Below are 25,737 nucleotides of genomic sequence, written 5' to 3' on the forward strand. Positions count from 1 at the left end.
CCTCAGACTTGTTAGTCACATGGATAAAGAAAAGCTGCACATCGCAAACAAAATCATTAATTTTTGTCCTACTGGATTATGAAATATCCTGCAAAATATATAGTCACGTCGGAGCTCAAAATATCGGAATAAAACAATCTTACCGAGTCTCCCTGATCACATCCGCCGGACTCTGCCCGAAATAACGCTTGAACTCACGGCTGAACTGAGAAGGACTATCATAGCCAACCTTGTCTGCTGCAAGATAAGCCTTCATCCTTTCTTGAATGATCAAATCCTTGGCTCGTGAAAGCCTGATCTTCTTGAGATACTGAAGAGGTGAATCCGCAGTGATTTCCTTGAAAGCCTTATGGAAGGCTGAAACACTCATGTTCGCGGAATCAGCCAGTTGCTGCACATCAAATTTCTGATCATAGCTGCCTTCCATTATACTGATGACCCTAGCCACCTGTGAAAAAGAATTGCTTCCGCGAGCAAGTGAATAAAGCACCGGAGCCTGACTGCCGCAAAGAACCCGGTAATATATTTCACGAACAAATCCCGGAGCAAGAATCTTTGCCTCTGTTTCTGAACGGAGGGCCTTGAGCAGCTTAATTGCTGCGTCCTTCATATCTTCACTCATGACAGACGGGCCGACACCGAACGGATAATCCTTCTCATCAAGCTTCGCAATTTTACACTGAAGATTCATCTGATTGATCAGGTCATTAAGCTGAGCCATATCGATATCAATATACAGGCCTAGCAAAGGCTCATCCTCGCTGGGAAAAGACTCGCACTCCAAGGGCATCGCCACAGAAGTTACCAGATAGTTTTCCGCATCATAGCGGAAAGACATCCCCCCGATGTGCGCCATTTTATACCCGGAAGCAACAATACAGATTCCGGGGTTATATATCATCGGCCTTACACGGACCGGTTCAGTTTCTTTAAAAAACCTTACGCCCTTATATCGTGATTCAACGGCACCGCCATCTTCGGTTGCCAACTCTTCCAGCAGTTTTACTAATTCAGACATATGCATATCCTCCTTTCTCTCTGGAGATTTTGAACCCTATACAGCCCATTTATTCAACATAAAACAGATCTCCGTAGAGGAATAGGCAAACTTTAAAGAGAAATGTGTGTTCAAGAGGACTCAGGAACTCCTTAAAAAGACTTTAACTGACAAAGTCAAACAAAGGAGTAACCAATGAATTTTGAATTCCAGAATCCTACTAAAATAATTTTCGGAGCAGGAACCATCGCCCGTCTTGGCGAAGTTGTAAGTGAATACGGCAAAAAAGCCATGATCGTAACCGGTGGCGGAAGCGTTAAGCGAACCGGAGCTTTTGACAAGGCAGTGGAAAGCCTGAAAAGCGCAGGGCTTGCCTACGTTGAGTGTACAGACGTAGAACCCAACCCGCGCATCACCTCTGTCGCCCGAGGCGCGAAGATCGCCAAAGATGAAGGCTGCGATGTAATCATTGCCCTCGGCGGCGGCAGCACCATGGACGCAGCCAAAGTCATGGGAGCAGCAGCCCTCTACGACGGCAATCCGTGGGATATGATCCTGCATGGACAGGAAGAAGTATACATCCCCACCGAAACTCTTCCGGTTATCACCGTACCCACACTTGCCGCTACAGGTTCCGAAGCCAACTGCGGTGCGGTCATCACCAATGATGAAACAAAAATCAAATCATTCATCCAGATTCCGCTGCTTTTCCCCAAAGTCGCATTAGTCGACCCGGAACTGACAGTAAGCGTACCGCAAAACCACTCAGCCTACGGCGTATGCGACATCATCACCCACGTAATGGAAGGCTACTTCAACGGTGTTGACGGAACACCGATTCAGGATCGTTTTGCAGAAGGCGTCATCATCAACGCAATTGAATACGGACGTAAAGCGGTTGCAAATGATGAGAACCTTGAAGCACGCGCTCATGTTCAATGGGCTTCCATCGTAGCCCTCAACGGCTGGGTTCAGGCCGGAGTTCACATGCTCGCTCCCATGCACATGATCGAACACGCCCTTTCCGCACACCATGATCTAACCCACGGCGCAGGTCTGGCAATTGTTGGTCCTGCATGGATGCGCTTTGCAGCAAAATACCGCCCCGAACGTTTTGCCCAGTTTGCTCAGCGCGTCTTCGGACTTTCCTCAGAAGGCAAAGACGCTTTGACTCTGGGAATGGAAGGGATTGATGCTTACGAGACCTTCCTGCGCGAAATAGGATGTCCGACCACCCTCTCTGAAGTCAATATTACCGGCGAACTCTTTGAACAGTACGCAAAAGACGCGGCCCTCGTTGTTCGCGATGAAGACGGCAAGCTGCTTGGACGCCCGCCCATGACCACAGAAGACATCGTCGAAGTGCTCAAAAGCGCACTTTAAAAGGAGTCGACAATGAAAATTAAATCTTTTGCGACCGGACTGACCATCAGCACGACAGTGCTCCTGACTCTTGTCCTGACATTAAACATAGCCTTTGCGGAGGATAAAATGACTTGGGATAAAACCTTTCCCCTGAGTGATAAAGTGATCCACGAAAAAGTCACCTACCCCAACAGATACGGAATCACCGTGTCTGCCGACATGTACAAACCCAAGGACTTTGACAAGTCCAAGAAGTACGCAGCCCTTGTTATCGGAACTCCTTATGGGGGAGTAAAGGAACAGGGTGCGGGCATTTACGCCCAGACAATGGCGGAACGCGGCTTCGTAGCCATTGCATTTGATGAATCCTTCAACGGCGAAAGCGGCGGTGAACCAAGACATGTATCCTCCCCCGACATCTTCGCTGAAGATTTCAGTGCCGGAGTTGATTTTCTGGGAACACGCCCCTTTGTGGACCGCAACAAAATCGGTGCCATCGGTATCTGCGGCAGCGGCGGATTTGCCCTGAAAGCAGCACAGGTCGACCACCGCATCAAAGCAATCGCCACTGCCAGCATGTATGATATGAGCCGTTTTTTTCGCAACGGATGGCAGGACACCATGACTGCTGAGCAACGCGACAAGGTCCTCGACGAGCTTGGCGAACAGCGCTGGAAGGATTTCGAAAACGGAACTCCCATGTTGCCCGAAGGATTCCCCTCAGTAGCGACAGACTCCATTCCCGAAGGACTCGATCCTATCAGCAGTGAATTCTGGGAATACTATGCAATGAAACGCGGCCACCATCCCAGATCCCACGGCCCATTCACTGCGACAAGCAACATGGCCTTCATGAACTTCCCCCTGCTGAACTACATCGAGACCATTTCCCCGAGACCTATCCTGTTCATCATGGGTGAAAAAGCACACTCCCGCTACTTCACTGAAGATGCATACAAGCAGGCGGCGGAACCGAAAGAACTCGTGATTGTTCCCGGAGCAAGACACATTGATCTTTATGACCGCACAGACATGATCCCCTTTGACAAAATGGAAGAGTTCTTCAGCAAGGCTCTGAAATAAGATTTCGAACCACAAAGAACAAACCAAGCCCCCGGTTTGTGCCGGGGGCTCATTGCAATGAAGAATCCTAAAAATCAAATGCGTATTTAGAAAAAGAAAATATATAAAACATGACATCACAAAGCACTATACTTCAGGACCGTCCGGCCAACTGGTCAGCGGTTCTCTCCCTCTTCGTGGGTGTCACCAGCCTCGTTGCCGCTGAATTCATACCCATCAGTCTGTTGACGCCAATTGCACAGGACCTTGCCATCACCGAAGGTATGGCCGGACAAACTGTTACCGTTGTCGGCATATTTGCAGTGCTGACAAGCCTGCTACTGGCTCCACTCACCAAGGGCATAAACAGACGGCATATCCTGCTTATTTTTTCCGCACTACTCGTGGTTTCAAATATTATGGTGGCAACGGCAAATACCTATTCCTTTCTTCTAGTCGGAAGGGGGCTGCTCGGAATATGCGTTGGTGGATTCTGGTCAATGGCCGCAGCTGTAACGCTTCAACTGGTACCTGCCAACTATGTCCCGCGAGCCTTAAGTCTCATCTACGCCGGAGTTGCGGCTGCCACAGTAATATCACTGCCTATAGCCAGTTATCTTGGACATATGGTCGGTTGGAGAAATGTGTTTCTTCTTGAGGCAACACTGGGGGCAACAGGATTGGCCTGGCAGTTTCTATCTCTGCCTTCCATCAGAGCAGACAAGAACAATGATTTCAAAAACATGTTCAGGCTATTACGACAAGACTGGGTAATACTTGGAATCCTTGCCACTATTTTCAGTTTTGGCGGGTACAATATCTTTTTCACTTACCTAAGGCCCTATCTGGAACTAGACCTCACTCTCACACCAAACTCCCTTTCGCTGGTACTTGGAATATTTGGATTAGCGAACTGTTTGGGAACTTTCGCGGCCGGAATACTTTTCGAACGCAAATTCAGAAGCTGCATGATTGTATTGCAATGCATTCTCTCGGTAGTAGCCATTCTGCTCTATCAATTACAGGAAAGGATCTGGATAGAAGTCTTCTTTGTTATCGTATGGGGATTTGTCTGGGGATTCATGCCCGTAGGCTGGACCTCATGGATAACCCGCACACTTGCTGACAGAGCTGAGATGGCAGGAGGACTATCAGTTGCCTCCATTCAATTCTCGATTGGCGGTGCGGCTGCCATTGGCGGAGTTATTTACGACGGTAGCGGAATAGAAGGAATATTCCTTTTGGCAGCAGGCTTTCTCATTCTTTCAACAATACTGATCTGGCTTAGCTTTCTCTTCTTTTTCAAAGATACCGGACGGCATGCTTAGTATTGCCACTTTTCATATGCCCCCACAAAAATACAGGATCAAACATGCTTAAATTATTACTTATCAGTCTTATTTCAATTGGTTCGCTGGCATTTGCATCAAAGTGCCGCGCAGAATCCAAAAATGACGGCAAATACGCCAGCCGCACTCTTGAGAACGGAACCACAGTCAAACTGATTGTCGGTGAAACCGTAATCCCGGCACTTCTTAACGATAGCAAATCAGCACAGGCACTCATCGCAAAACTGCCCTATACTGTTGAATTACAACGTTACGCTCATGATTACTGTGGCGTGATGAGTGATGGCCTGCCTTATGACAAAAGTGATCTGCGTGATGGTTGGCTTGACGGGGATATCGCATTTGCCGTGAGCGGTAACTATTTCACTATCCTCTACAAGGATGAAGATATTTCCGAACAGTTCGACGGCATCGTAAACATGGGGATCATTAAAGCTCCGCTGTCCATAATGGATACCCTTGCTGAAAGTATCTCCCTCCGGATCGAACGGGATTAAATTCAGGAGCCCCAATTATGCACACAGTAAAATCAATCTCAACCATACTCACAATTGCATTTATCCTCAGTCTTGCAACCTTAACAGAGGCAAACAATATGAACACAGAAACAAACCTTAATGCCCGCCAACAATCCATAGTAACAATCGCTGCCTTTACCGCCAGTGGTGACATTGAAAAACTCAAACCTGCTCTGACTGAAGGTCTGGAAGCAGGTTTGAGCATCAATGAAATCAAAGAAGTTCTGGTGCAGATGTATGCTTACACCGGATTCCCCCGCGCCCTGAACGGCATGGCTGCCTTCATGTCAGTAGTGAAAGACCGCAAGGCCAATGGGATTAAAGATGTGGAAGGCAAAGAAGCCAGCCCTGTCCCTGCTGATTTCAATAAGGATGAATACGGAGCGAAAGTCCGCGCCAAACTTGCCGGACTGGATAAAGATATCTCAGGAGCAGAGTGGCAACGGTTCTCCCCGATCATGGACACCTTTCTTAAAAAACACCTTTTTGCAGACATCTTCGTCCGCGATGTTCTCACAGAAGAAGAACGCGAACTCGCCACCATAGCGGCCCTTGCCAATATGAGCGGTACCGAAGGGCAGCTTTTCTTCCATTACGGCGCAGCCATGAATTCCGGCCTCACCAAAGAGCAAATGAATAATTTCATCGAAGTGCTTGATTCCAAGGTCGATAATAAACAAGCCCAAAGCGCAAAAGAAGTCCTTACCGGAGTTCTGGCAAAACGAAACCAATAATGCACAACCTGATAAATATTTAAGGAGAAATTACAATGTCAGAAATCAACACTGATAACTTTTTTGGACAAGGTGAAGATAACACTGCGTACGCTAAATATTTCGTAGGACAAAGCTATCTTAATATCCTCAACACAGAAGGCGTTTTCATTGCCAATGTGACCTTTGAACCGGGTTGCCGCAACAACTGGCATATCCATCAGGCAAGTGAAGGCGGAGGCCAGATCCTGCTCTGTACCTCAGGTTGCGGCTGGTATCAGGAATGGGAAAAGCCTGCTCGTGCGCTCAAACCGGGAGATGTCGTTCACATTCCCGCTGACGTAAAACACTGGCATGGCGCAACTAAAGACGGCTGGTTCTCCCACCTGTCCGTTGAAATTCCCGGTGAAGATAAAAGCAATGAATGGCTGGAACCTGTTTCAGACGAAGATTACGGCTCTCTCGACTAACCAACCTTAATTCTACAGATAAGGATTCCAAGCGGAATCGAACACACGGCAGAGCGACAAAGACAAAAAGCCGTCCTCCGGGGCAACTTCATCATTTTGAAGTTACCTCGGAGCTCGGCGATATCTCTGGAGAAGATCATGAACATCTTTATGAGTCGTATTTTTACTTTATTCTTTCTGGTCCTGATCTTTTACGCTTTTTCCCTATGCAGAACGGGTCATGCACAAGCCGCTGAAGTTAGCAACAAATCTGCCAACGGACTTGCTCTATCCGATATGCAAATAGAGATCACATCAAAAGGGCACACTGCGACATTCCGGCTTTACGATACGGTTGCTGCCAAGCAACTCTATAAACAACTGCCGCTCTCACTGGACTTAAGCAATTTTCGGAATGCGCAATGGATGTTCTACCCACCTGAAAAGCTGAGTGTGACTAAAGATGAAGCCTACCATGACGGCAAGAAAGGAGAGCTTAGCTACTATGAACCTTGGGGCGATGCATTCATGCTCTACAAAGATTTCTATGCTGGCGATGAAATGCACAGGCTTGGTGTCGGCCTAAGCGGTATCGATGAGATTGCCCATATGTCAGGCAAGGCAATTATCAAAAAGATGGAACCCCAAAAATCCATGAGGCAAAACAGCATGCAGATAACAGTAATCGCAAACGGTCATGAAATTGTATTTGAACTCAACGACAGTCAGGCATCCAAAGATCTTTACGCTCAACTTCCTATGCGTATTAGTGTGGACAATTACGGCAGCAATGAAAAGATATTCTACCCTGCCAAGAAGCTGGGAACCAGCAACACACCGCTGGTTAAGTCCGCCACGGTAGGAACCCTAGCCTACTACGCCCCTTGGGGAGATGTAGTAATGTTTTACGGCAGCTTCGGTTCTGCCTCAGGTCTGTATGAACTGGGAAAAGCCATTCAGGGAAGCGAACATATCAGAAAACTGTCCGGAACAATCAAGATAGAAAAATAAAACCCCGCTCCTGCCAGCTATATATTGAGGCTGACAGGAACGGGGTTTATGATTTTATTAACTATATCTAAATCTTATTCAACAGTAACACTCTTAGCCAAGTTCCTAGGCTGGTCGACATCCTTACCCAAGTAGTCGGCAGTTTCGTAGGCGAAGAGTTGCAGAGCCGGAAGAGCGATGAAAGTATTCAGCGGGCCCCAAACTTCGGGCAGGGACCAGCGATGTTCTACATCAAGATCAACTCCGGGGTTGGTCAGGGCAATTATCTCACCGCCACGGGCCTGAACCTCTACAAGGTTTGACTTTACCTTGGGGAAAAGGTCGTCATTGAGAGCCATGGCAAAGGTGGGGAACTTAGGATCGATGAGCGCGATGGGACCGTGCTTCATCTCACCGGAAGCATAACCTTCAGCGTGAATGTAAGAAATTTCCTTAAGCTTGAGCGCACCTTCAAGAGCCAGCGGGAAGTAAAGCCCACGGCCAAGGAAGAAAAAGCTGTTGGCTTCGGAATATTCGCGGCTCAGTTCCTGTGCACGGCTACGCATGGCAGGCAATGCGGTCTCAAGAATTGAAGGAATGCTGCGCATATCCGCAGCAGCGCGGCTGTAGGTAGCAGCATCAATCACACCCTTCTTCTTACCCCAGTAGAGAGCCAGCAGCAGAAGTGCGGTCAACTGGCTGCACATGGCCTTGGTGGAAGCTACGCTGATCTCAGGTCCGGCCTGAGTGTACATGACGTAATCAGACTCACGGGCTACGCTTGAACCGACAACGTTACACAGACCGATGATGGACAATCCCTTCTCTTTAGCCAGCTTGATTCCGGCAAGAGTGTCCGCGGTTTCACCGGACTGGCTGATTGCCAGAGCTACACCACCCTTGGAAAGCAAAGGATCACGGTAACGGAACTCGGAAGCAATCTCTACTTCCACGGGAATCTTAGCCCACTGCTCGATGAGATATTTACCCCAGAGTCCAGCATGGTAAGAAGTTCCGCAGGCTATGATATGCAATCTTTCCGGCGGTTCCATACCTTCAACTTCCGGCAGGATAATTTCATTCTTAGCCTGATCTACACGACCAGCCAGACAGTCGGAAATAACCTTGGGCTGCTCAAAAATTTCTTTGATCATGAAGTGCTTGTATCCGCCCTTCTGCGCGGCCTGCACATCCCAATTGATAGTCTTGATTTCTTTTTCTACCGGCTCAAGGGTCTCGGCATTGAACACATCCCATGAAGAGGAAGTAATCTTGACCAGTTCGCCGTCTTCGATGAATACCACATCACGGGTGTAGGGCAGAAAAGCCGGGATATCGGAAGCAACAAAGTTTTCGCCAACGCCAACGCCCATAACCATAGGACTGGCAACACGCGCTGCGTACACAGTTCCCGGTTCATCAATGGATACCACAGCAATGGCGTACGCACCTTCAACCTGCTTCAAAGCCCATGAAATGGATTCCAGCATGGAAGAGTTGTGCTTACGGCCCTCGGCAATGAGGTTGCAGAGCACTTCGGAGTCAGTATCGGAACGGAATTCATACCCTTTGGCGAGAAGCTCAGTCTTGATTTCCTGATAGTTCTCAATGATCCCGTTGTGGATCATGGCAATTTTCTTTTCATGGTCCAGATGGGGATGGGCATTGCGCTCAACAGGTACGCCGTGTGTGGCCCAACGGGTGTGGCCTACGCCGAATGTGGAGTTGGTAACGTTTTTCTGGGCCAGCTTTTCATCAAGGGCTGCCAGTTTGCCTTCGGCACGGACCAGCTCGATTTCCTTGTTCTGTACAGTGGCAACACCGGCAGAATCGTAGCCGCGGTATTCAAGTCGTCTCAAGCCTTCAACTATAAGGGGGACAGCAGGACGGTGCCCGGCGTATCCGATAATTCCACACATATATAATCTCCTTCGCCTCTGGCGGCTCTCCGAGGGCCAAAGAAACTTTTTGAAAAAAGTTTCTCTGGATTCTTCAAAAACTTTTAATAAGCTTCGCTACCGCAAGTGACAAAACGTTTTAAATCTGAATAAATTTATCTGCTGATTCTCTCTTGGAAATCTGCCCATTGTTCCATGAGCGCACGCAGGGCCTTGCCCCGGTGAGAGCGGGCATTCTTGGTTTCGCGGGTCATTTCCGCTGCAACACAGCCTAACTCGGGATCAAAGAAAAGGGGATCGTAGCCGAAGCCCTGCTTTCCGGTCAGCTCAAAGGCTATACGACCTTCCCATTCGCCACGGCTCTGGATGCGGATATTATCAGGGGTAGCAGCCACCATTACGCAGACAAAACGGGCGGTACGTTCTTCTTCAGCCACACCGTCCAGCTCTTCCAGCAGCTTGGCATTATTCTTTTCGGGAGTAGCATCCTCACCGCTATAGCGGGCGGAATAAACACCGGGACGTCCGCCGAGTGCATCGACTTCAAGACCGGAATCGTCAGCGACAGCCACCAGACCGGTCAGGTTGGCAACAGTCTGGGCCTTGATAATGGCATTTTCAAGGAAGGTTTCACCCGGCTCGGGAATTTCACCGATTTCAGGAAATTGATCCAGACCCTTTACTTCCAGCCCCAGATCTTTAAGAAGCTCATTAAACTCAGCAATTTTGCCTTTATTAGAGGTGGCAAGAACAACTGTTTTCAAAACAATCTCCCGTAAATATTATCTAATTTTGAAATTTAACTGGCTAAAAACAATTAGGGAGTGCAGAGGGGATTATCCCCTTTGCCCGCCAGAGGCGAAATGCGACCATCAAAAGCGCGATAGCGCATCAAAATTATGTTTTGAGACTAATACGCTGTAGAAGCTGTTTAGGCAACCGGAGCTTTACGCAACAGCAGGGCAACGCTGGTCCCCTTACCCGGACGACTGGCGAGTTCCACCCCTCCGCCGAATTCTTCCATTATTTTCTTAACCATAGGTAGACCAAGACCGTTTCCATTTACCTTGCTGGAATAAAAAGGATCAAAGACATGGCTGCGTATGTCATCTGAAATTCCGGGGCCGCTGTCACGAACTTCCAGCCATACATGCTTTCCGCTTATGCCGCTTGATATTTTGAGCCTGCCACCTTCCGGCATGGCCTCCATGGAATTCTTGACCAGATTGATCAGACACTGACGCACCTGTTCAGCTCCACCAACGCCCAGAGGATGAAAGGGATCAAGATCCATTTCCACCTCAATTTCCTGCAACTGGCAGCCAAGTGAAAGAAGCTGCATGGCATCAGCAGCAACACGATTTACGTCTATATTGTTTTTCTCCACATCTCTTGAGCGCACAAAACTGAGAATGCTTTTGAGCAAACGATCCAGCCTCTGAGCCTCCTCAAGAATAATCTGGATTTTCTCCCTTCCAGGGGCATCAATACTCTCGTCCTTAATCAACACTTTGGCAAAACCACCCATAGCCATAAGCGGATTGCGGATTTCATGGGCAATATAGGCGGAAAGTTCACCTACAGTCGCCATGCGTTCGGATTGCTGCAAACGCTGCTCAATCATGGTCCGTTCGGTGATATTCCGGCAAATGACCACCAACTGAACTACATTGTCACTACCTTCTTCAATAATTGGATAAACATAAAGACGATAATATTGCATCTTGCCATGCTCATCACTCTCGGAAAACATCAATTCCTCATTATGACGCTGCATGGCAGGAACATCTATATACCCGCCCTTAAGCGGACAAAGAGACGAAAGGGAATCATAATACTTAAGAGGATTCCTGCCCTGAAGTTCCGCTATGGACGCTTTGGCCCGTTCAGCAAAATGATTATTGCAATCCAGAATAAGGCCATCGGAGCCGACAATCATTATATCTTCGGGGAACTGATCCACTACAGATTTGAACAGAGCCTGTGTCTGCATGAGATTGGCCTTACAAGCAATCCATAATCGATCAGTGGCATGTAAGCGCAGAAAAAAACGGGCAGCAGGAAGTTCAACAAGAGCAACTTCCGGAGGCAGGGAAGCACGCAAGCTCCCAACCAATTCCGGCTCACCGGAAAGCTCAAAGACCATTTCTATGGCTGGGTGAGCGGAAAGCATGGAGCCGACATCCGCATAAAGAGGGAAATCGTGACCGTCCTGCAAGGGACTTCCGGCCTCGTCTATAAGAACTCCGGCCTCAATACTAACACCTGCGGCCTCGCGACTGCTTTCGTGTAACAGCAACGAAAGAGCGGAAAGCGCAAAGGATCTCCCCACAATTCCGATGCAGTCTTTTTTTATATCAATGAAATCTCCAAGCATTACTGCTCCATCCCGCCCCTTGGTTTAAAAAGCATTTCCAAGATAAACTATTTTCCGCAAAATGGGTAACCTAGAATGGCATTAATTAGCTCTTTGCACTTGCTGACGAATAGGTTAACCATTGCCGCACAAGGAATACTGACCTATAAAAATAACATCCGTAAAATTTCACCACTAACGGAATTAAAAATATGAACATGACTAAAACCAGAATTTATACCATCAGCCTCGGCTGCCCGAAAAACAGAGTGGATACAGAAAGAATGCTTGGTGCATTCGGCGACAATATGATCGCAGCATCCACCGCTGAAGAATCAGACCTCGTACTGATCAACACCTGCGGATTTATCGGCCCTGCTACCGAAGAATCAGTGGACACCATCCTTGAAACTGCGGATGCCATCAAAGACCTGAATCCGCGCCCGGTACTGGCTGTAGCCGGATGCCTTGTCAGCCGTTACGGTAAACTGACTGAACAGATGCCGGAAGTAGACCTCTGGCTCTCCACTCATGAGTTGGATCAATGGCCTGCGCTTGCCGCCAAAGCCCTGAGAAAAGAATTTCCCGTGGTTCAGCAACGCGCCATCAGCACCGGACCTGCTTACGCCTACCTGAAGATCAGCGAAGGCTGTTCCCATTCCTGTAGATTCTGCACCATTCCCTCCATCCGCGGCCCCCATGTGAGCCGCAAGCTGGACGGACTGGTGGAAGAAGCCCGTTACATCCTTGATCAGGGCGTACCGGAACTTGTTATTGTGGGACAGGATACCACAGCCTACGGTTCAGACCTTGACGATAAGGAAACAAACCTGCGTGCCCTGATTGAAAAGCTGCTCCCGCTCAAGGGAATGGAATGGCTGCGACTCATGTACCTCTATCCCGCAGGGCTGACCGATTCCATGCTTTCCTTCCTTGCACAGGCCGGAAAACCGCTGCTGCCCTATTTTGACATTCCCATCCAGCACGCCCACCCGGATGTGCTGTCCTCAATGGGCCGCCCCTTTGCCCGCGACCCTCGCAAGGTTATCGATCGGGTCCGCAAACATATTCCTGACGCGGTTCTGCGCACCAGTATCATTGTTGGCTATCCCGGCGAAACAGATGAGCATTTCAATACGCTGGTTGATTTTGTAAAGGAAACACGCTTCCAGAACCTTGGCGTATTTGCCTACCAGCCGGAAGAAGGAACCCCCGCCGGGGAAATGGAACAGCTGCCGGAAGAACTGCGCGAAGAACGCAGAGAGATACTCATGGAAGTACAGTCTGAAATCAGCCGCGAAATCCTCGAAGAAAAAGTAGGGGACACAATTCAGGTGCTGGTTGAAGAGCCCAACGATGAATGGCCCGGACTGTTCAACGGACGCGTCTGGTTCCAAGCCCCGGAAGTGGACGGCATTACCTACGTCAGTGCGCCTGAAGACGGCATGGAGCTGAAAGCGGGCATGATGGTTGAAGCCGAGATAGACAATGTCACGGATTATGATCTGGTGACTTTGGTTAAATAAATAAATCCCCCTGACGCAAACGCATCAGGGGGATTTTCCATTTATTGCTGAAATTCTTTTTTACATATCTACAATTTCTACTTCGCGGTCTTTAAACTCGGGCATGGCTTCATATGAAGCAAGAATTCTGGCCCCTTCTACTACATAACGACTTATCTCATCCACGAGCTTACCACGCTTACAAAACACATTTTCCGGGGAATAAGTCATGCCGCTCTTGCCTGTAAGCTCAAGTGAAAACTTCAATCCGGCATGCGGGGTCATCTCTTTAGGGCCATGATCAGATTCCTGACCTGCAACTGTAAGCACCGCTTTCTTCAATACTTCCCGGTTTTCCCAGAAGCTTCTATTTAACTTAATGATTTCACCGTTACTGAATTCAAGTCTCGCAAGGGAAATCCCTTTAGAGAATTTGTATCCTGAAGAAAGAACAGGGCGAGGGGCTTTTCCACCTATCGAGTAAATCGCATAAGTACCCAGCGATGCAAAAACTGCAAGCCCGATAAAAAGGAATATGATTTTTTTTACTTTGCCATTCACTGCCGCCAACCTGCTTCTTAACGATAACTTAATCTTCGAGGAAACAGGTTATTACCGAATTAAGACAAAGCAATCAAGCAGGTATGTATTATAAACTCATAACTAGCTGTCATTACAGCGAACTATCTTCGCGTCAGCCTGCTCTTTGCGTTCATAAGCTGCGGAGGCCTCCACTGCAGCGGCCCATGAATCAAAACGTCCAAACCGCACACAATACCATTTACGGTTATTTGCGGAAGGGACCTCGACCACGTAAGCCTCATAGCCTTGTCCAGCCAGACGCTTACGTACCTTGGCTGCTGATTTATGCTTACGGTTGGAACTCACCTGCACAGCGTAGTTGACGGGCTTGAGTCCGGCACTGATCTTCGGTGCAGGCTTAGCCCTCTTAGCGACAACAGCTTTATTCTCAGAGGACTTACCCTTCTCACGCACATCAAAAAACTGCCATGCAAGCGGACCATCCAGCGGACGCGAGTAAATCAGGTACTGGCCTTCGCCATCGGACATAAAATTGAAGATATCATCCTCTTCCACTTTCATAGAGGAAACCACCCGCCCATCGCTGCGGTCAATAACCTGCAAGCGCACTGCCGGATAAACCCCGCCTTCTTCCATAGCAAAGGAAATGGTGGAATTAACGTCAAAGACAGCAACGCCCTGTCGTTTTTTTGATTTAGTAACTACGTTCAACCCCTTATATGATGGGGATTCCGTACGCACAGGCAAGGGCAAGGATAAAACCGGATCTCCATAAAAGACCAGATCATAAATCGGGGAAAGCCCCTCCCCTTTAATTAAATTTTGGGCAAACTGAGCCCGGGCTTCAATTAAAGCATCACCAATACGATGTTTGCCGCTGAAATAAGCCTTATGAAATTCCATAAGCAAGCGAGGTGTCCCACTGGAATCAACCCTGAAAACACGTCCGTCATCGAGTTCAGCTCGAATATCACCGCCACCCTTGCAGCCGGTCATCATTGCCAGTCCGCCACCGGAAGAGAGCACCACAGCTTCCGCCGGGGTAGGCATGGTTGAATTCAACGCAGCAACTTCACAGGAAGGATTGAGCACCACAGGCAGCCCCGGCTTATATTCAAGTTCCATTATCGCTGAAACCGGAACAATTCCTTTGCCAGCCCGAAAGCCTTTGGAGGTGGCCTCAAGAGCCAGCCATTGCACCGAGACATCATCTTCTGCCAAGGACTGCGTTAACCTTTGCGGAGTTGCGCCCCCGGCTGCCCCGAGGTACCGAATCGCCTCAGGACCTGCGATACCTTCCTGTTGCAGATTAAAAAAGAGAAGCTCCGAATCGGAAAGAGACTGAGCGGAAAAGCCTTCCCCGCCGATAAATGATACCGGCCATGCCGGACGAAATTCACGGTCTCCGTACCAGCGTTCGTACTTTGCAGCCACACTCTCAGCCTCGGCACAATCACGGGCCGGAATCCTGCCCACCGGAAGCATATTCTCCGGTGCAGAGTCCGAACCGCCATAGCCGTAATCGGAAAGATGGACTTCATTACCGGAATCAAAACGAGCAGGCGGAACGATGTCCCGGTTACCTAGAATAAGCACGGACATAAGTTTGCCGTCTTTGTTCAGTTTAGCCACCTGACTCTGAATACCGGCAACGACCTTCGCCTCAGACTCGGCAGTTCCGTTAGTCGAAGGAACCTTAACGATGACTGACTTTACACCTTCAAATTCTCGGTGCAGATAGGAAAAATAGCGGGCCGCACGCATAAAATCAGCAGTACAGACAATCACATTCTTCTTTTCTTCAGTGTAAAGAGCGGAAGAAACCTTAACCGGATCGGCAACAGGCACAACCACGGGTTCAGCCGTGTTACCCACCCCCTTAACCTTACACCCTGAGACCAGAACCATGCTCAGCAAAACCAGCAGGGGAATAAAAAATTTCTTAAGCTTAACCATTCCCCTTCTCCCTGCCTTTTGCGACTTTACGTGAAATCTCATCCCAAACCATCTCAGCTGTAATATCAGTCATACATTTATGGTGCTTTTCCGGGCAGCTTTTACCACCGTGAAGCCCGCAAGGTCTGCATTTCAGATTATCAGGACTTTCCAGCACAGTAGAATCTGCGCCGCGTGGGAAAAAACCGAACCTGCGAACTGTCGGTCCGAACATAGCCACGAGCGGGACATTCTGAATCCATGCAATGTGCATGGGACCGGAATCATTGGTCAGGTAAACATCCAACTGTCGAATATGGGCAGCCAGTTGTTGCAGGTTCAATTTACCGGACAGATCAATAACCTCTCCAGCTTGCTCAACCTGAGCAAGCACAGACTGGCAGAGTTCCTTTTCGCCAGGGCCGCCAAACAGGATTACCTTGAACCCTTCACGAATACACTTATCGATTACCCGGGCAAAATTCTGCTCCGGCCATTTCTTGGTTTCCCAAGTGGAACCGGGATGCACGCCGATAACCGGACCATCGCCCAATTCTCTAAAAAATTCTTCGGCTTCACTGATTCTGGCAGCGGGAAGTTCGAGCATTACATCAGGGGCCTCACCTGAAATCTCCAAAGGCTCACCGAGGGCAAGCAATCTCTCCACTTCTGCCAGCTCATCAAAACGCCGTTTCACAGTATTGGAATAAACAAAGCGGTTATACCACGGAGCATCGTAACCGATACGGTCCCTGATCCCGGTGGACATGGAAACCACAGCCGAACGCATGCTGGTATGTGCTGAGATCCAAAGGTCAAAGCCCTGCTTTCCCAGCTCAGCACCAAAAGAACGGGCCGCGCCCATGCCTTTCTGGGCACCACGCTTATCAAAACCGTACACCCCGGCAAGTTCCGGCTGGCCTTCAAATAAAGGCTCCACACCCTTACGCACAAAAAGATGAATTTCAGCGTCAGGAAAACGCAAGGCAAGAGCCTTGATAAAAGGCAATGTCAGTACTGCATCGCCAAGGAAGGCAGTCTGCCAAAGGGCTATTTTTTTATAGTTTTTGCTCATTAATTATTTGATGCGCTACGCGCTTTTGCCTATTTAATTTCGCCTCCGGCGGCCAAAGAAACTTTTGCAAAGGTTTCTCTGGACTCTTCAAAACCTTATAATAGGGCTTCGCCGCTTCGGGCTTAAAATTTTGCGGAATTAGAAAAACATTTTTCCAGCTATGGAACTGACAATCAGGATGACTCCCACAGCTACAGTAACCAGCATTTCAGGGTACGGAGTAGTCCAACGGACTCTGGCTCCAACGGTCTTTTCAAAACGATAAAACCGGAAGGCCGCACTGGTTAAAATCACCATTCCTGAAATAATGATAAAAATACCGAGAAAATTCATTTCTTTGAGCATTATCTCCGGGGTTCCGGGCAACATTTTCGCCATATACAATCTGGCCTTCTCAATCACAAATCCGAAGCCGAACAAGCCCAGCGCGGTCCGGCACCAAGACAGAAAAGTCCGCTCATTAGCCAGCAATGTGCGCATTCTGGCAAGTTCGTTGTTGTCCAGCAATTCCCTGTCATGTTCAGCCATTTGCCAACTCCGGATTTTCTGGTCTACACTTCTTGATCTTGAATATATATGCCTATAATCTGTAATGAGAATGCGGGCAACATTGTTCGCGAACTGGAACAACTTCCGGCCTCCAGCCAATTAAGGCGGGCCGCATCATAAAGGATCGAAAATGAAATACATCATGTTTGAGGATTTCTCAGGCGACCCGCTGCCCATACTTATCCCGAACCGTATCGGATACCTCGAATTCAGGGAACAGATCCCCTACACTAAAGTACTCTCCGCCGGATACGTGCAGCTGCGCCCCACAGGAATCACCTGCCACGGCGAAGCCAAAGAACTCAACGCAGCAGCCCGCGAAGAAGATGCAAAAATCATCTCTGATAAGCTGGAGGCACCGGAGTACTAAATCTGCTCCAAGCACACAGATTAAAAATGGGCGGTTCCAACTTGATTGTCGGAACCGCCCATTTTTTTAATTCTTCAAGTATAAGTACTAGTCGTACTTAACCGCACTGATCTTCATCAGCTTGTCCCATGTGTGGACAGCTTCGATGTGACGTACGGTTCCGGTCTTGCCGCGCATGACCAGAGAGGTGGTTTCTGCACCGTAGCCGAGATAGCGTACACCACGCAGGAAAGTTCCGCCGGAAATACCGGTGGCTGAGAAAAAGATATCATCGCTCTTGACCAGATCGTTAACGGTCATGATGTTGCGCAGATCGTAGCCCTGATCTTCAAGGGCAGCTTTTTCAGCCTCGGACTGAGGATCAAATTTAGCGAACATTTCGCCGCCCATGATGCGGATAGCGCAAGCGGAAAGAACACCCTCGGGAGTTCCGCCGGTACCGATCATAACATCAACCGGACTGCGGGGATCTACAACCATGAGTGCACCGGCAACGTCACCGTCAGTGTGCAGCTGGATACGTGCCCCTGCATCACGGATTTCCTGAATCAGACCGTGGTGACGGGGTTTTTCCAGAACGAAGACAACGAGGTCGTCAACGTCCTTGTTCAGGGCCTTGGCGATTTTGACAAGGTTGTCTTTAACCGGAGCGTTGATGTCGACCATATTCCTTGCGGCAGTGGGAACAACCAGCTTCTGCATGTAGTAGCTGGGACCCGGATCAAGCATCATTCCGGTGGGAGCAACGCCGACAACAGAGATAGCGTTGGGGCGTCCGTATGCCAGCAGGTTGGTGCCTTCAACGGGGTCAACAGCAACGTCCATACCCGGACCTTCGCCAACGCCCAGCTTCTCGCCGTTGTAGAGCATGGGTGCATGGTCTTTCTCGCCTTCACCGATAACAACTGTACCGCTGATTTCAAGGCTGTTAAAACTCAAACGCATGGCATCGACTGCTGCCTGATCACCTGCGTTTTTATCACCCCGGCCCAGCCATCTGGCGGACGCCAGTGCTGCTGCCTCGGTTACCCTGACAAGGTCAAGAGCCAAATTTCTCTGGGGAGCTTCCATTTATCTGTCTCCAAATGAGTGAAGTAAATTGTTTAAGTTTCGAGTAACAATGCATATGCCCATTACATAAAAAGGCCCGTCAGTCCAGCTTTCATATACTGATCCCGCACCCAAGAAGAGCCGACTGACAAGAAAGTTACAGCCGCATAATTAAGGAAAAATTCAGAAACGATGCACAGTTAGAAGAAAGTAATTTTCAGTGTTTTTCGCAGGAGCATAGCAGATGATGCTTTCTCGACAGTCTGGAGTTGATTTTTTGAGCATGCAAGCTTATTAAAGAAAACATCTAAACTTTTTTTAGAGCAACTGCCTGTATCTTTACTGCTATCACTCTGGGCAAAAACATTAAATATAAAGAACTTCGACCTGAAAAAATGCGCAAATTTTTTATTCCAAACCTGATTATGGCACTATTCCTTGCAGGACTGCTTGTTTCTGTAATCCCTGCCAGTGCATTCGGAGCCAGTATCAAGGATGATTTCACCATTGCCTGGAAGCAGTTCCATGCCCTTTCAAAAAACCAGAAGAAAGCCAAATACCGTTCTGAATGGGAAAAAGTCGGTAAAAAATTTCGTAACGTTTTCAAACGTTCCACCCGTGGCCAGTATGCTCCCAAATCACTATATTATCTCGGACGCACATACGAAGAGCTAGGTAACCGCAGCGGCATAAAAAAAGATTTCCGCACTGCAGTTGATTACTATGGGCGCATGATCTCAAATTTTCCATCCCACCAGTGGACGGATGACAGTATTTACCGCAGGGCCGAAATCAGGCTCCGCAAACTGCATGAAAAAGATCTTGCCTATTCCGACTACCTGACCATCGTTCACCGCTACGCTAAATCGGACATGTATTCACAAGCCCGGAAGCGTCTGGACTCAATGGACCGTAAAGGTGTTGCAGGCAAAAAAACCAAACACAAAAAGCCTTCAGGCACCATCATTCCCGCTCAGAAAGCTTCCACAACAAGCAAGAGTAAATCTTCAAGTAAGGCCAAACTACTTTCGGTCCGCTACACCAGCAGTGAAAGCTACACCCGCGTGGTTCTCGACCTTGATGAAGAGGTCCGCTACCGCTATCAAATCCTGAATCCGAATCAGAGCGTAAACCGCCCGCACAGACTATACATAGACCTTGAAAACACAGTTCTGGGTAACGGCGTACACAAGGCTACCCACGTTGCAGACGGAATCCTTAAGGATATCCGCTCCGGCCAGCGCGACCCGCGGACCACACGCGTAGTTCTGGATTTCAACTCCATGCAGGACTACAAAATATTTCCGCTGGAAAACCCCTTCCGACTGGTCGTCGATGTTCAGGCACCGGAAGAAGGCAAGGTAGTGGAAAACAAGAGTCCTGTTCGTCATTCCACACCCAAAAAATCCAAACCCCAAAAATATACCCCCCCGGCAAACAGCAAAAAAATGGCCGGAGATTTACTCGAACAACTGGGACTTACCTTCAAGACAATCATGCTTGATCCCGGTCACGGCGGTAAGGACCCCGGTGCATCCGCCAATGGACTCAAAGAAAAAGACATCAACCTGCGTTTTGCCAAGATTCTTGCCGCCAAACTGAAAAAGGCCGGATTCTCGGTAATGTACACAAGAAGCACAGACAAGTTCATCCCTCTTGAAGAAAGAACCGCCATGGCGAACATCAAGAAGGCAGACATGTTTATTTCCATCCACTGCAACGCGCACCGCAGCGCCAAGATCAATGGTATTGAAACATATACCTTGAACCTTGCCCGCAACCGTAATGCAGTTCGTGTAGCAGCCCGTGAAAACGCAGTTTCTGCCAAGAGGATCAGCGATCTACAGGTCATCCTTACCGACCTGATGCTCAATTCCAAAATGAAGGAAAGCAAGGATCTGGCTAAAAATATTCACACCGGATCACTGAAAAGCATCCGCAAGAAATGGTCGGTACACGATCAGGGTGTGCGCGAAGCACCTTTCTACGTGCTTATGGGAGCAAAGATGCCCTCAGTCCTTATCGAACTGGGCTATCTGACCAACCGCACCGAAGCTAAGCGCCTTAAAACGGACCGCTACCTTTCTTATATTGCAGATGGTATCGTAAAAGGTGTATTGGATTACAAGAAGCAGATTGAAAGGTATGCCAGCCTTTAGCCCGACTAACCGCTAAGACCAGTTTCAGGAAAAATCATGATAAATCTTGATATCCCGGGATTTGCCAAGCTCGAGATTGAGCACCTTGTTCTGGACTACAACGGCACCCTCGCCCTCGACGGCAACCTGCTGCCCGGAGTCGGTAAGCTGATCATGGAATTATCTGAGGATGTGCAGGTCCATGTACTCACGGCAGACACCCTCGGACAGTGTGAAGACGAGCTCTCCGGCCTGCCCGTAAAAATCCACATCATCAACGGCAGTCCAGAGGACCAAGCCAAGCTTGATTACGTGAACACGCTCGATCCGGCCAAATGTGCCTGTATCGGCAACGGACGCAATGATATGCTCATGCTCAAGGAAGCAGCCCTGAGCATCATCATATCCGGAGCCGAATGCATGTCCATGAAAGCAGCCCGCGCCGCCGATCTCGTAGCAACAGACATTTCCAGCGCACTGGGCGTTTTCACCCACCCTGTGCGTTTGCTGACTACTTTGCGGAATTAATTAAGCATTCAGAAATTTATATTTTTAATATCCCGTAATCATGAACATGATTACGGGATATTTATTTTTATTATAAATCGATTGACCAAACAAATGCGTATTGCTAAGCATTAGCGCTCAAATAAGAGGAGGATAATTTTATCCTGAAATAAGAGGTTTGCATGGTCAAAAAGATGTTGAAAGTAATGATGTTGATATTGGCAGTATGTATGCTGCCATCATGTATAAAATATATCCCTTGCCCGGACCCTCTCCCGGTGGATATTCAAAAGCAGAACCGTACAATTGATGGTACATTGAAACATATCATGGCAAGTTATGCCCCGGAAGACGAGCAGGTAGGAAATAAAGTAGAATACACATATGAAGATGCGGAAAATTATCGTGACAGGGTTTCCTACGGCATAAGCTTCAAGCAGACATGGGAAGATTTGGTCCGTTTAGCGGCCAAAGAATCCGGGGTATTTGATAAATCCTCCACGAACAAACTCATGCTGGAAATCGACATAAAAGAACTCTACGCCCCTGAAGTCCACGACCATTTTCTATACAACACAGTAAATCATGATGCGCATGTCAGCGCCCACTATACAGTCAAAGACATAAAAAGCGGGAAAGTCCTTCTGAGTACGAACTATTCGGCAATAGGAACCTGTGACAAATATGACTCCCGCGCCCTTTGGCAGTGCGCGGCAAATCCCAATATCAAGATGGCCTTAAACAGAGCCATCGCCAAGGTTAACAACCAATTTATAAGTGACCTGCTGAATGTTAATATTCCCGAATCAACGCAAGAAAAGCCTGCAGAGAATAAAGTTAACTTTTGGGCTGAAACAAGTACAATCGTAGCCCAATATAGTAAATCTATAGCCGATGCAAAGTATGGTTTATCAAATGCAGCGCAATTTAATCGCTCGAAAGCTCTGTCCGATTTTGAAAAAATGCTGAAACTTCGGGTAATCAACTCACAATTATATACAAGCAAAAGCGATCACAAGCACAAGGTTTATGCGACCATAACGGATGAATGGCATGATAATGGCCTAATATTCATCGGAACACCACAGACTAGTGCTACCGTAGAATTCAAGGTGATTTCCACAGGAGCAAAACAGAAAGATAAAGTCATCTACCAAAAAAGTATTACTAAAAAGATTGACAAAATGATCGGTGATAGAAGCAACTATGTCCCAGACGTACTCCACTGCCTAGACCTGAGTCTGGATGAATTCATGAAAGATATGCACGAATTAGCCAAGAAGAATCCGGGAATATAATGTCCGGTCTTTTCAAAAGAAAAGATTAATAATTAAAGCCCGTAATCTTTCACAGATTACGGGCTCTTAAATTTCACATACGCAACTAAATCACTTATTCGTCTTCGTCCCCGAATAAGTAAAAGCTTTCTTATCCATAGTCCAGTAGGTCCCACGATCAATGCCGAAGGCCTTTCCGCAGGGGCAGTAGACCTTGCCGTCACGCTCTTCAGCATTCCAGATCTTCTTGATCCGTTCCTTATGGCAGCGATGAACCTCACCCTGACCTATTTTGTAATATTTCCAGAGCTTACGTCTGCATGATGCACATTTCATAACTAACATGGCGAAAGCATAGCGAATGAAATGAAGCTAGTAAACAAGCAACAAAAAGCCTGCAATATCAGAATTGATACCGCAGGCTTAATTTCATAAATATATTAAAAACTAAGCAAAACTAAAAGCGTTCACGGCCTTGGATTGAATATCCTTCAAAACAATTGCCGCTTTGGAAAGAACGTCATCAAAAGAACCGCTCTCCCCCTTACTGATGGTAAAGGAAGCACTGACCATGAACCTGTTGCCATCTGAAACAATTTCCGAGCTGGCAAGTGCAGCCTTAACCGAACTCAGATCACGCTTTAAGGCATCAAGGTCATCGGCAAGGACATAAAAAGCATTGTCGCTACGGGCAGTCAGCAACCAGCCTAGGGACTGCTGATCAAGCAGCGAAGAAGCTTTTTTCATGGCTGCAAAACCGCCATTCCAGCCGTACTGACTATTAATCGCCAGCATGTTATCCACATTGAAAGCCGCCACAACAGGTGTTTTCCCCTGTTTCTTTGCGTCTTCAAAAACATCACGACCCTTATCGAGGAAAAAACTAAGATTGAAAAAACCGGTCAGAGGATCACGACTATAGGCATCCTTAATGGAGCGTATACGCTCAAGTTCATTAAGGTTGTTGGTCACACGCCATGAAAACTCTTCTACTTCAAAAGGCTTTTTGAGGAAGTCATTTGCCCCGCGCTTAAGAAATTTTGCGGTTATTGCTCCAGAATCATGGGCGGAAACACCGAGAATTGCCATCTGATCCCGGCTATGGGTCTTACGCACCTCGCTGACCAGTTCAAAACCGTCCAGATTCGGCATCTCGTAATCGGTGAGCAGCAACTGCACATCAGGGTTCTTCTTGATCAGTTCGAGAGCCTCGGCACCGTCTTCTCCGGCTAATACGGTGAAGTTGAGACGTTCCAAGAGACGCTGCATAATTTTACGGGCAGTGGAGTTGTCCTCGGCGATAACAACCTTGATTTCATGGTTGGAATGAATACGGCGGATGAGGTCGACCATTTCCTCCAGATCTTCACGGCTGGATTTATTAAAGTAATCCAGAACGCTTTTCTCAATAAAACGGTTACGGATTTCCTCATCAAAAGTAGAAGTAAGAACGATGCAGGGAATTTTGCGGGAAAGGACGTAATCCACCGCCTCACCATCCGGAGCACCTTTGATATTCAGGTTCAACACCGCGATAAAGACATCATCGCCATTATCAGCGATCCTGCTTTCAAGCTCGTCCATAGAGTTAACCACTATGGTGTCAAAGGGTGTAATGGATTCTATATGTTCGGTAATGATTCTTGCTTGAGTATTACTGTTTTCAACAACAAGAACACTATTCTTCACTGTCTGGCCGGACATGCTGCCCCCTTTAAATTCTTTTTAATTAAGATAGACGATTAGGAGCAAGATACACTTTGGGAAAAGATTTAGGCAAGTCAAATCATTGAGAGTGCATTATAAAAATGGGTTCCCATGTCACAGCCTGAAAATTACTTCTCCATAATCGGAGTTGAGTAAGATTCGATAAGTTCATCAGTATCAATCGGTTCTGGCGGATATTCATTGCTACGGGAAATAGCCTCATCTACTTTCCGCCTCTCCTCAAGATGCTCATCAAGATCCCTGGTCGCATTGCGGGGGACTTGAGATTCCTGATATTCATTCACGTTTGCCCCGACTACAGCAACCCCGACAACGGCAGCAGTCCCCCATATGCATCCTGAGCAAAAAAGGGGCAAAAATAATAGACAAAATAAAAAGGACCTGACTTTAAGCAAAATAGTTATCTCTATATCTCTGAGAGGGCGGATTAACGAATTAAGTGACTTCTTAATATTAATTTATCTCCGTACAGCGGTACACCTGCAATGCAAAGATCGCAAACATTTAAATCATCATGTGTGTAAGCGCTTATAAGCAACTCTGCGCATTGCTAGAAACAACATTATAAATAAAATTTATTACGAAATAACGTTCGGTATTTTTTTCTTTTTTCGAAATTTATCTGTTTTAAACATGCTTTTTCAATGTAAAATACTCAGCCGGACAAAAAATTAATACTATCACTCATGCATCTTTCATTAATATATAAAAATGCTCGCAAAATTCTCTTTAATGTATTTGACAGCTACTACAAAGTACTTTATCCATAATTCTTCCAACGCCAAGTTAGTGAAAAAATAATCCTCAAAGGAGATTCCAAGTGGAAGATTATCTGAAAGAAGCTTTGGAAATTGTCAAAGCACAAGCAAGCGTAAGAACCATGAGTGAAGAAGAGATGACTTCCATGGTCCGCAAACTCTCTGCTGGCATTCAGGCCATTGCCGAAAACGCCCTCCCCGCGCAGGAAGAAGCTCCCGCATGCGAGCCTAAAAAATCCATCAAGGAAAAATCCATTGTTTGCTGCGAATGCGGAAAATCCTTTAAGATCATTACCAAGAAGCACCTCGCTTCTCACGGTCTGACCCCTGATGAATACCGTGAAAAATACGGCCTCAAGAAAAAGACTCCTCTGGTCTGCAAATCTCTGCAGCGTGAACGCCGTAAGAAAATGAAGGAAATGAAACTCTGGACCAAACGCGGTAAATAGAGTTTTTATACCACATTTCCATTGGTAGAAAAGCGCGGTAAGCCTTAGGTTTACCGCGCTTTATTTTTACTCACCCCGTCGCTGCCCCTAAACCTTTTCACAACTTAATTTCTGTTTTATATAAAAAGGCGAACCTGATGTTATAAACCTGATTAG

General features: G+C 47.6%; 25 protein-coding genes. 13 read left to right on the top strand and 12 right to left on the bottom strand.

Annotated elements, in window-relative coordinates; translation table 11 throughout:
* Positions 1-139: 139 nt before the first annotated feature.
* Positions 140-1,018, bottom strand: coding sequence for an AraC family transcriptional regulator (locus DESAL_RS18130; RefSeq protein WP_015853420.1), 879 nt, complete (start codon positions 1,016-1,018; stop codon positions 140-142).
* A gap of 174 nt (positions 1,019-1,192) precedes the next feature.
* Between DESAL_RS18130 and DESAL_RS18135 the strand changes: the two genes are divergently transcribed.
* The 7 genes from DESAL_RS18135 to DESAL_RS19930 all read left to right on the top strand — a co-directional run bounded on the left by DESAL_RS18135 (position 1,193) and on the right by DESAL_RS19930 (position 7,464).
* Positions 1,193-2,380, top strand: coding sequence for an iron-containing alcohol dehydrogenase (locus DESAL_RS18135; protein ID WP_015853421.1), 1,188 nt, complete (start codon positions 1,193-1,195; stop codon positions 2,378-2,380).
* Positions 2,381-2,392: 12 nt separating this feature from the next.
* On the top strand, positions 2,393-3,445 hold the full coding sequence (locus DESAL_RS18140) for an alpha/beta hydrolase (RefSeq protein WP_015853422.1): 1,053 nt from the start codon (positions 2,393-2,395) through the stop codon (positions 3,443-3,445).
* A gap of 110 nt (positions 3,446-3,555) precedes the next feature.
* A complete protein-coding gene (locus DESAL_RS18145) occupies positions 3,556-4,752 on the top strand; it encodes an MFS transporter (RefSeq protein WP_015853423.1) in 1,197 nt (398 codons plus the stop codon).
* 44 nt (positions 4,753-4,796) lie between these two features.
* Positions 4,797-5,270, top strand: coding sequence for a cyclophilin-like fold protein (locus tag DESAL_RS18150; protein ID WP_015853424.1), 474 nt, complete (start codon positions 4,797-4,799; stop codon positions 5,268-5,270).
* Positions 5,271-5,368: 98 nt separating this feature from the next.
* Positions 5,369-6,025, top strand: coding sequence for a carboxymuconolactone decarboxylase family protein (locus DESAL_RS18155; protein ID WP_245543762.1), 657 nt, complete (start codon positions 5,369-5,371; stop codon positions 6,023-6,025).
* Positions 6,026-6,060: 35 nt separating this feature from the next.
* Positions 6,061-6,474 (top strand): cupin domain-containing protein, encoded by a 414-nt coding sequence (locus DESAL_RS18160; protein WP_015853426.1) that lies wholly within the window; start codon positions 6,061-6,063, stop codon positions 6,472-6,474.
* Between the two features lie 138 nt (positions 6,475-6,612).
* Positions 6,613-7,464 carry a cyclophilin-like fold protein gene (locus DESAL_RS19930; protein ID WP_015853427.1) on the top strand — a complete coding sequence of 284 codons (852 nt, stop codon included), beginning with the start codon at positions 6,613-6,615 and terminating at the stop codon, positions 7,462-7,464.
* 74 nt (positions 7,465-7,538) lie between these two features.
* Here the strand turns inward: DESAL_RS19930 and glmS are convergent, their stop codons facing one another.
* From glmS to DESAL_RS18180, 3 genes are all read right to left on the bottom strand, one after another.
* Positions 7,539-9,362 (bottom strand): glutamine--fructose-6-phosphate transaminase (isomerizing), encoded by a 1,824-nt coding sequence (gene glmS, locus DESAL_RS18170; RefSeq protein WP_015853428.1) that lies wholly within the window; start codon positions 9,360-9,362, stop codon positions 7,539-7,541.
* A 134-nt stretch (positions 9,363-9,496) separates the two neighbouring features.
* A complete protein-coding gene (locus DESAL_RS18175) occupies positions 9,497-10,105 on the bottom strand; it encodes an XTP/dITP diphosphatase (protein WP_015853429.1) in 609 nt (202 codons plus the stop codon).
* Between the two features lie 167 nt (positions 10,106-10,272).
* The gene (locus DESAL_RS18180) at positions 10,273-11,718 is read right to left on the bottom strand and encodes a two-component system sensor histidine kinase NtrB (protein WP_015853430.1); all 1,446 of its coding nucleotides are present in this window, start codon (positions 11,716-11,718) and stop codon (positions 10,273-10,275) included.
* A gap of 191 nt (positions 11,719-11,909) precedes the next feature.
* On the opposite strand from DESAL_RS18180, the gene rimO reads away from it, so the two are divergent.
* The gene (gene rimO, locus DESAL_RS18185; RefSeq protein WP_015853431.1) at positions 11,910-13,223 is read left to right on the top strand and encodes a 30S ribosomal protein S12 methylthiotransferase RimO; all 1,314 of its coding nucleotides are present in this window, start codon (positions 11,910-11,912) and stop codon (positions 13,221-13,223) included.
* Positions 13,224-13,283: 60 nt separating this feature from the next.
* Here rimO and DESAL_RS18190 read toward each other — a convergent pair whose 3' ends face one another.
* The 4 genes from DESAL_RS18190 to DESAL_RS18205 all read right to left on the bottom strand — a co-directional run bounded on the left by DESAL_RS18190 (position 13,284) and on the right by DESAL_RS18205 (position 17,283).
* The gene (locus DESAL_RS18190) at positions 13,284-13,763 is read right to left on the bottom strand and encodes a hypothetical protein (protein ID WP_015853432.1); all 480 of its coding nucleotides are present in this window, start codon (positions 13,761-13,763) and stop codon (positions 13,284-13,286) included.
* 102 nt (positions 13,764-13,865) lie between these two features.
* Complete coding sequence (locus DESAL_RS18195; RefSeq protein ID WP_015853433.1) at positions 13,866-15,701, bottom strand: C25 family cysteine peptidase; 1,836 nt, start codon at positions 15,699-15,701, stop codon at positions 13,866-13,868.
* Positions 15,694-16,755: a glycosyltransferase family 9 protein gene (locus DESAL_RS18200; RefSeq protein ID WP_015853434.1), complete on the bottom strand. Its 1,062-nt coding sequence runs from the start codon at positions 16,753-16,755 to the stop codon at positions 15,694-15,696. Before DESAL_RS18200 ends, DESAL_RS18195 begins: the two co-directional genes overlap by 8 nt.
* Before the next feature lie 138 nt (positions 16,756-16,893).
* Entirely contained in the window at positions 16,894-17,283 is a 390-nt protein-coding gene (locus DESAL_RS18205; protein ID WP_015853435.1) for a YidH family protein, read from the bottom strand.
* 151 nt (positions 17,284-17,434) lie between these two features.
* Here DESAL_RS18205 and DESAL_RS18210 point away from each other — a divergent pair, with 151 nt between their 5' ends.
* Entirely contained in the window at positions 17,435-17,674 is a 240-nt protein-coding gene (locus DESAL_RS18210) for a hypothetical protein (protein WP_015853436.1), read from the top strand.
* A gap of 87 nt (positions 17,675-17,761) precedes the next feature.
* Here DESAL_RS18210 and glpX read toward each other — a convergent pair whose 3' ends face one another.
* Complete coding sequence (gene glpX, locus DESAL_RS18215; protein ID WP_015853437.1) at positions 17,762-18,745, bottom strand: class II fructose-bisphosphatase; 984 nt, start codon at positions 18,743-18,745, stop codon at positions 17,762-17,764.
* A gap of 374 nt (positions 18,746-19,119) precedes the next feature.
* Here glpX and DESAL_RS18220 point away from each other — a divergent pair, with 374 nt between their 5' ends.
* The 3 genes from DESAL_RS18220 (at position 19,120) to DESAL_RS18230 (ending at position 22,667) form a co-directional block, all read left to right on the top strand.
* On the top strand, positions 19,120-20,883 hold the full coding sequence (locus tag DESAL_RS18220) for an N-acetylmuramoyl-L-alanine amidase (protein ID WP_015853438.1): 1,764 nt from the start codon (positions 19,120-19,122) through the stop codon (positions 20,881-20,883).
* A 36-nt stretch (positions 20,884-20,919) separates the two neighbouring features.
* Positions 20,920-21,390 carry an HAD family hydrolase gene (locus DESAL_RS18225; RefSeq protein ID WP_015853439.1) on the top strand — a complete coding sequence of 157 codons (471 nt, stop codon included), beginning with the start codon at positions 20,920-20,922 and terminating at the stop codon, positions 21,388-21,390.
* A 161-nt stretch (positions 21,391-21,551) separates the two neighbouring features.
* Positions 21,552-22,667, top strand: coding sequence for a hypothetical protein (locus DESAL_RS18230; protein WP_015853440.1), 1,116 nt, complete (start codon positions 21,552-21,554; stop codon positions 22,665-22,667).
* A 90-nt stretch (positions 22,668-22,757) separates the two neighbouring features.
* Here DESAL_RS18230 and DESAL_RS18235 read toward each other — a convergent pair whose 3' ends face one another.
* The 3 genes from DESAL_RS18235 to DESAL_RS20270 form a co-directional block, all read right to left on the bottom strand.
* On the bottom strand, positions 22,758-22,991 hold the full coding sequence (locus DESAL_RS18235) for a hypothetical protein (protein WP_015853441.1): 234 nt from the start codon (positions 22,989-22,991) through the stop codon (positions 22,758-22,760).
* A 102-nt stretch (positions 22,992-23,093) separates the two neighbouring features.
* Positions 23,094-24,350 carry a GGDEF domain-containing response regulator gene (locus DESAL_RS18240; protein WP_015853442.1) on the bottom strand — a complete coding sequence of 419 codons (1,257 nt, stop codon included), beginning with the start codon at positions 24,348-24,350 and terminating at the stop codon, positions 23,094-23,096.
* Between the two features lie 131 nt (positions 24,351-24,481).
* On the bottom strand, positions 24,482-24,658 hold the full coding sequence (locus tag DESAL_RS20270; protein WP_157046988.1) for a hypothetical protein: 177 nt from the start codon (positions 24,656-24,658) through the stop codon (positions 24,482-24,484).
* Positions 24,659-25,194: 536 nt separating this feature from the next.
* On the opposite strand from DESAL_RS20270, the gene DESAL_RS18245 reads away from it, so the two are divergent.
* A complete protein-coding gene (locus tag DESAL_RS18245) occupies positions 25,195-25,581 on the top strand; it encodes a Ros/MucR family transcriptional regulator (RefSeq protein ID WP_015853443.1) in 387 nt (128 codons plus the stop codon).
* Positions 25,582-25,737 lie beyond the last annotated feature (156 nt).

It is taken from the genome of Maridesulfovibrio salexigens DSM 2638 (assembly GCF_000023445.1).
Taxonomy (GTDB): Bacteria; Desulfobacterota; Desulfovibrionia; order Desulfovibrionales; family Desulfovibrionaceae; genus Maridesulfovibrio; species Maridesulfovibrio salexigens.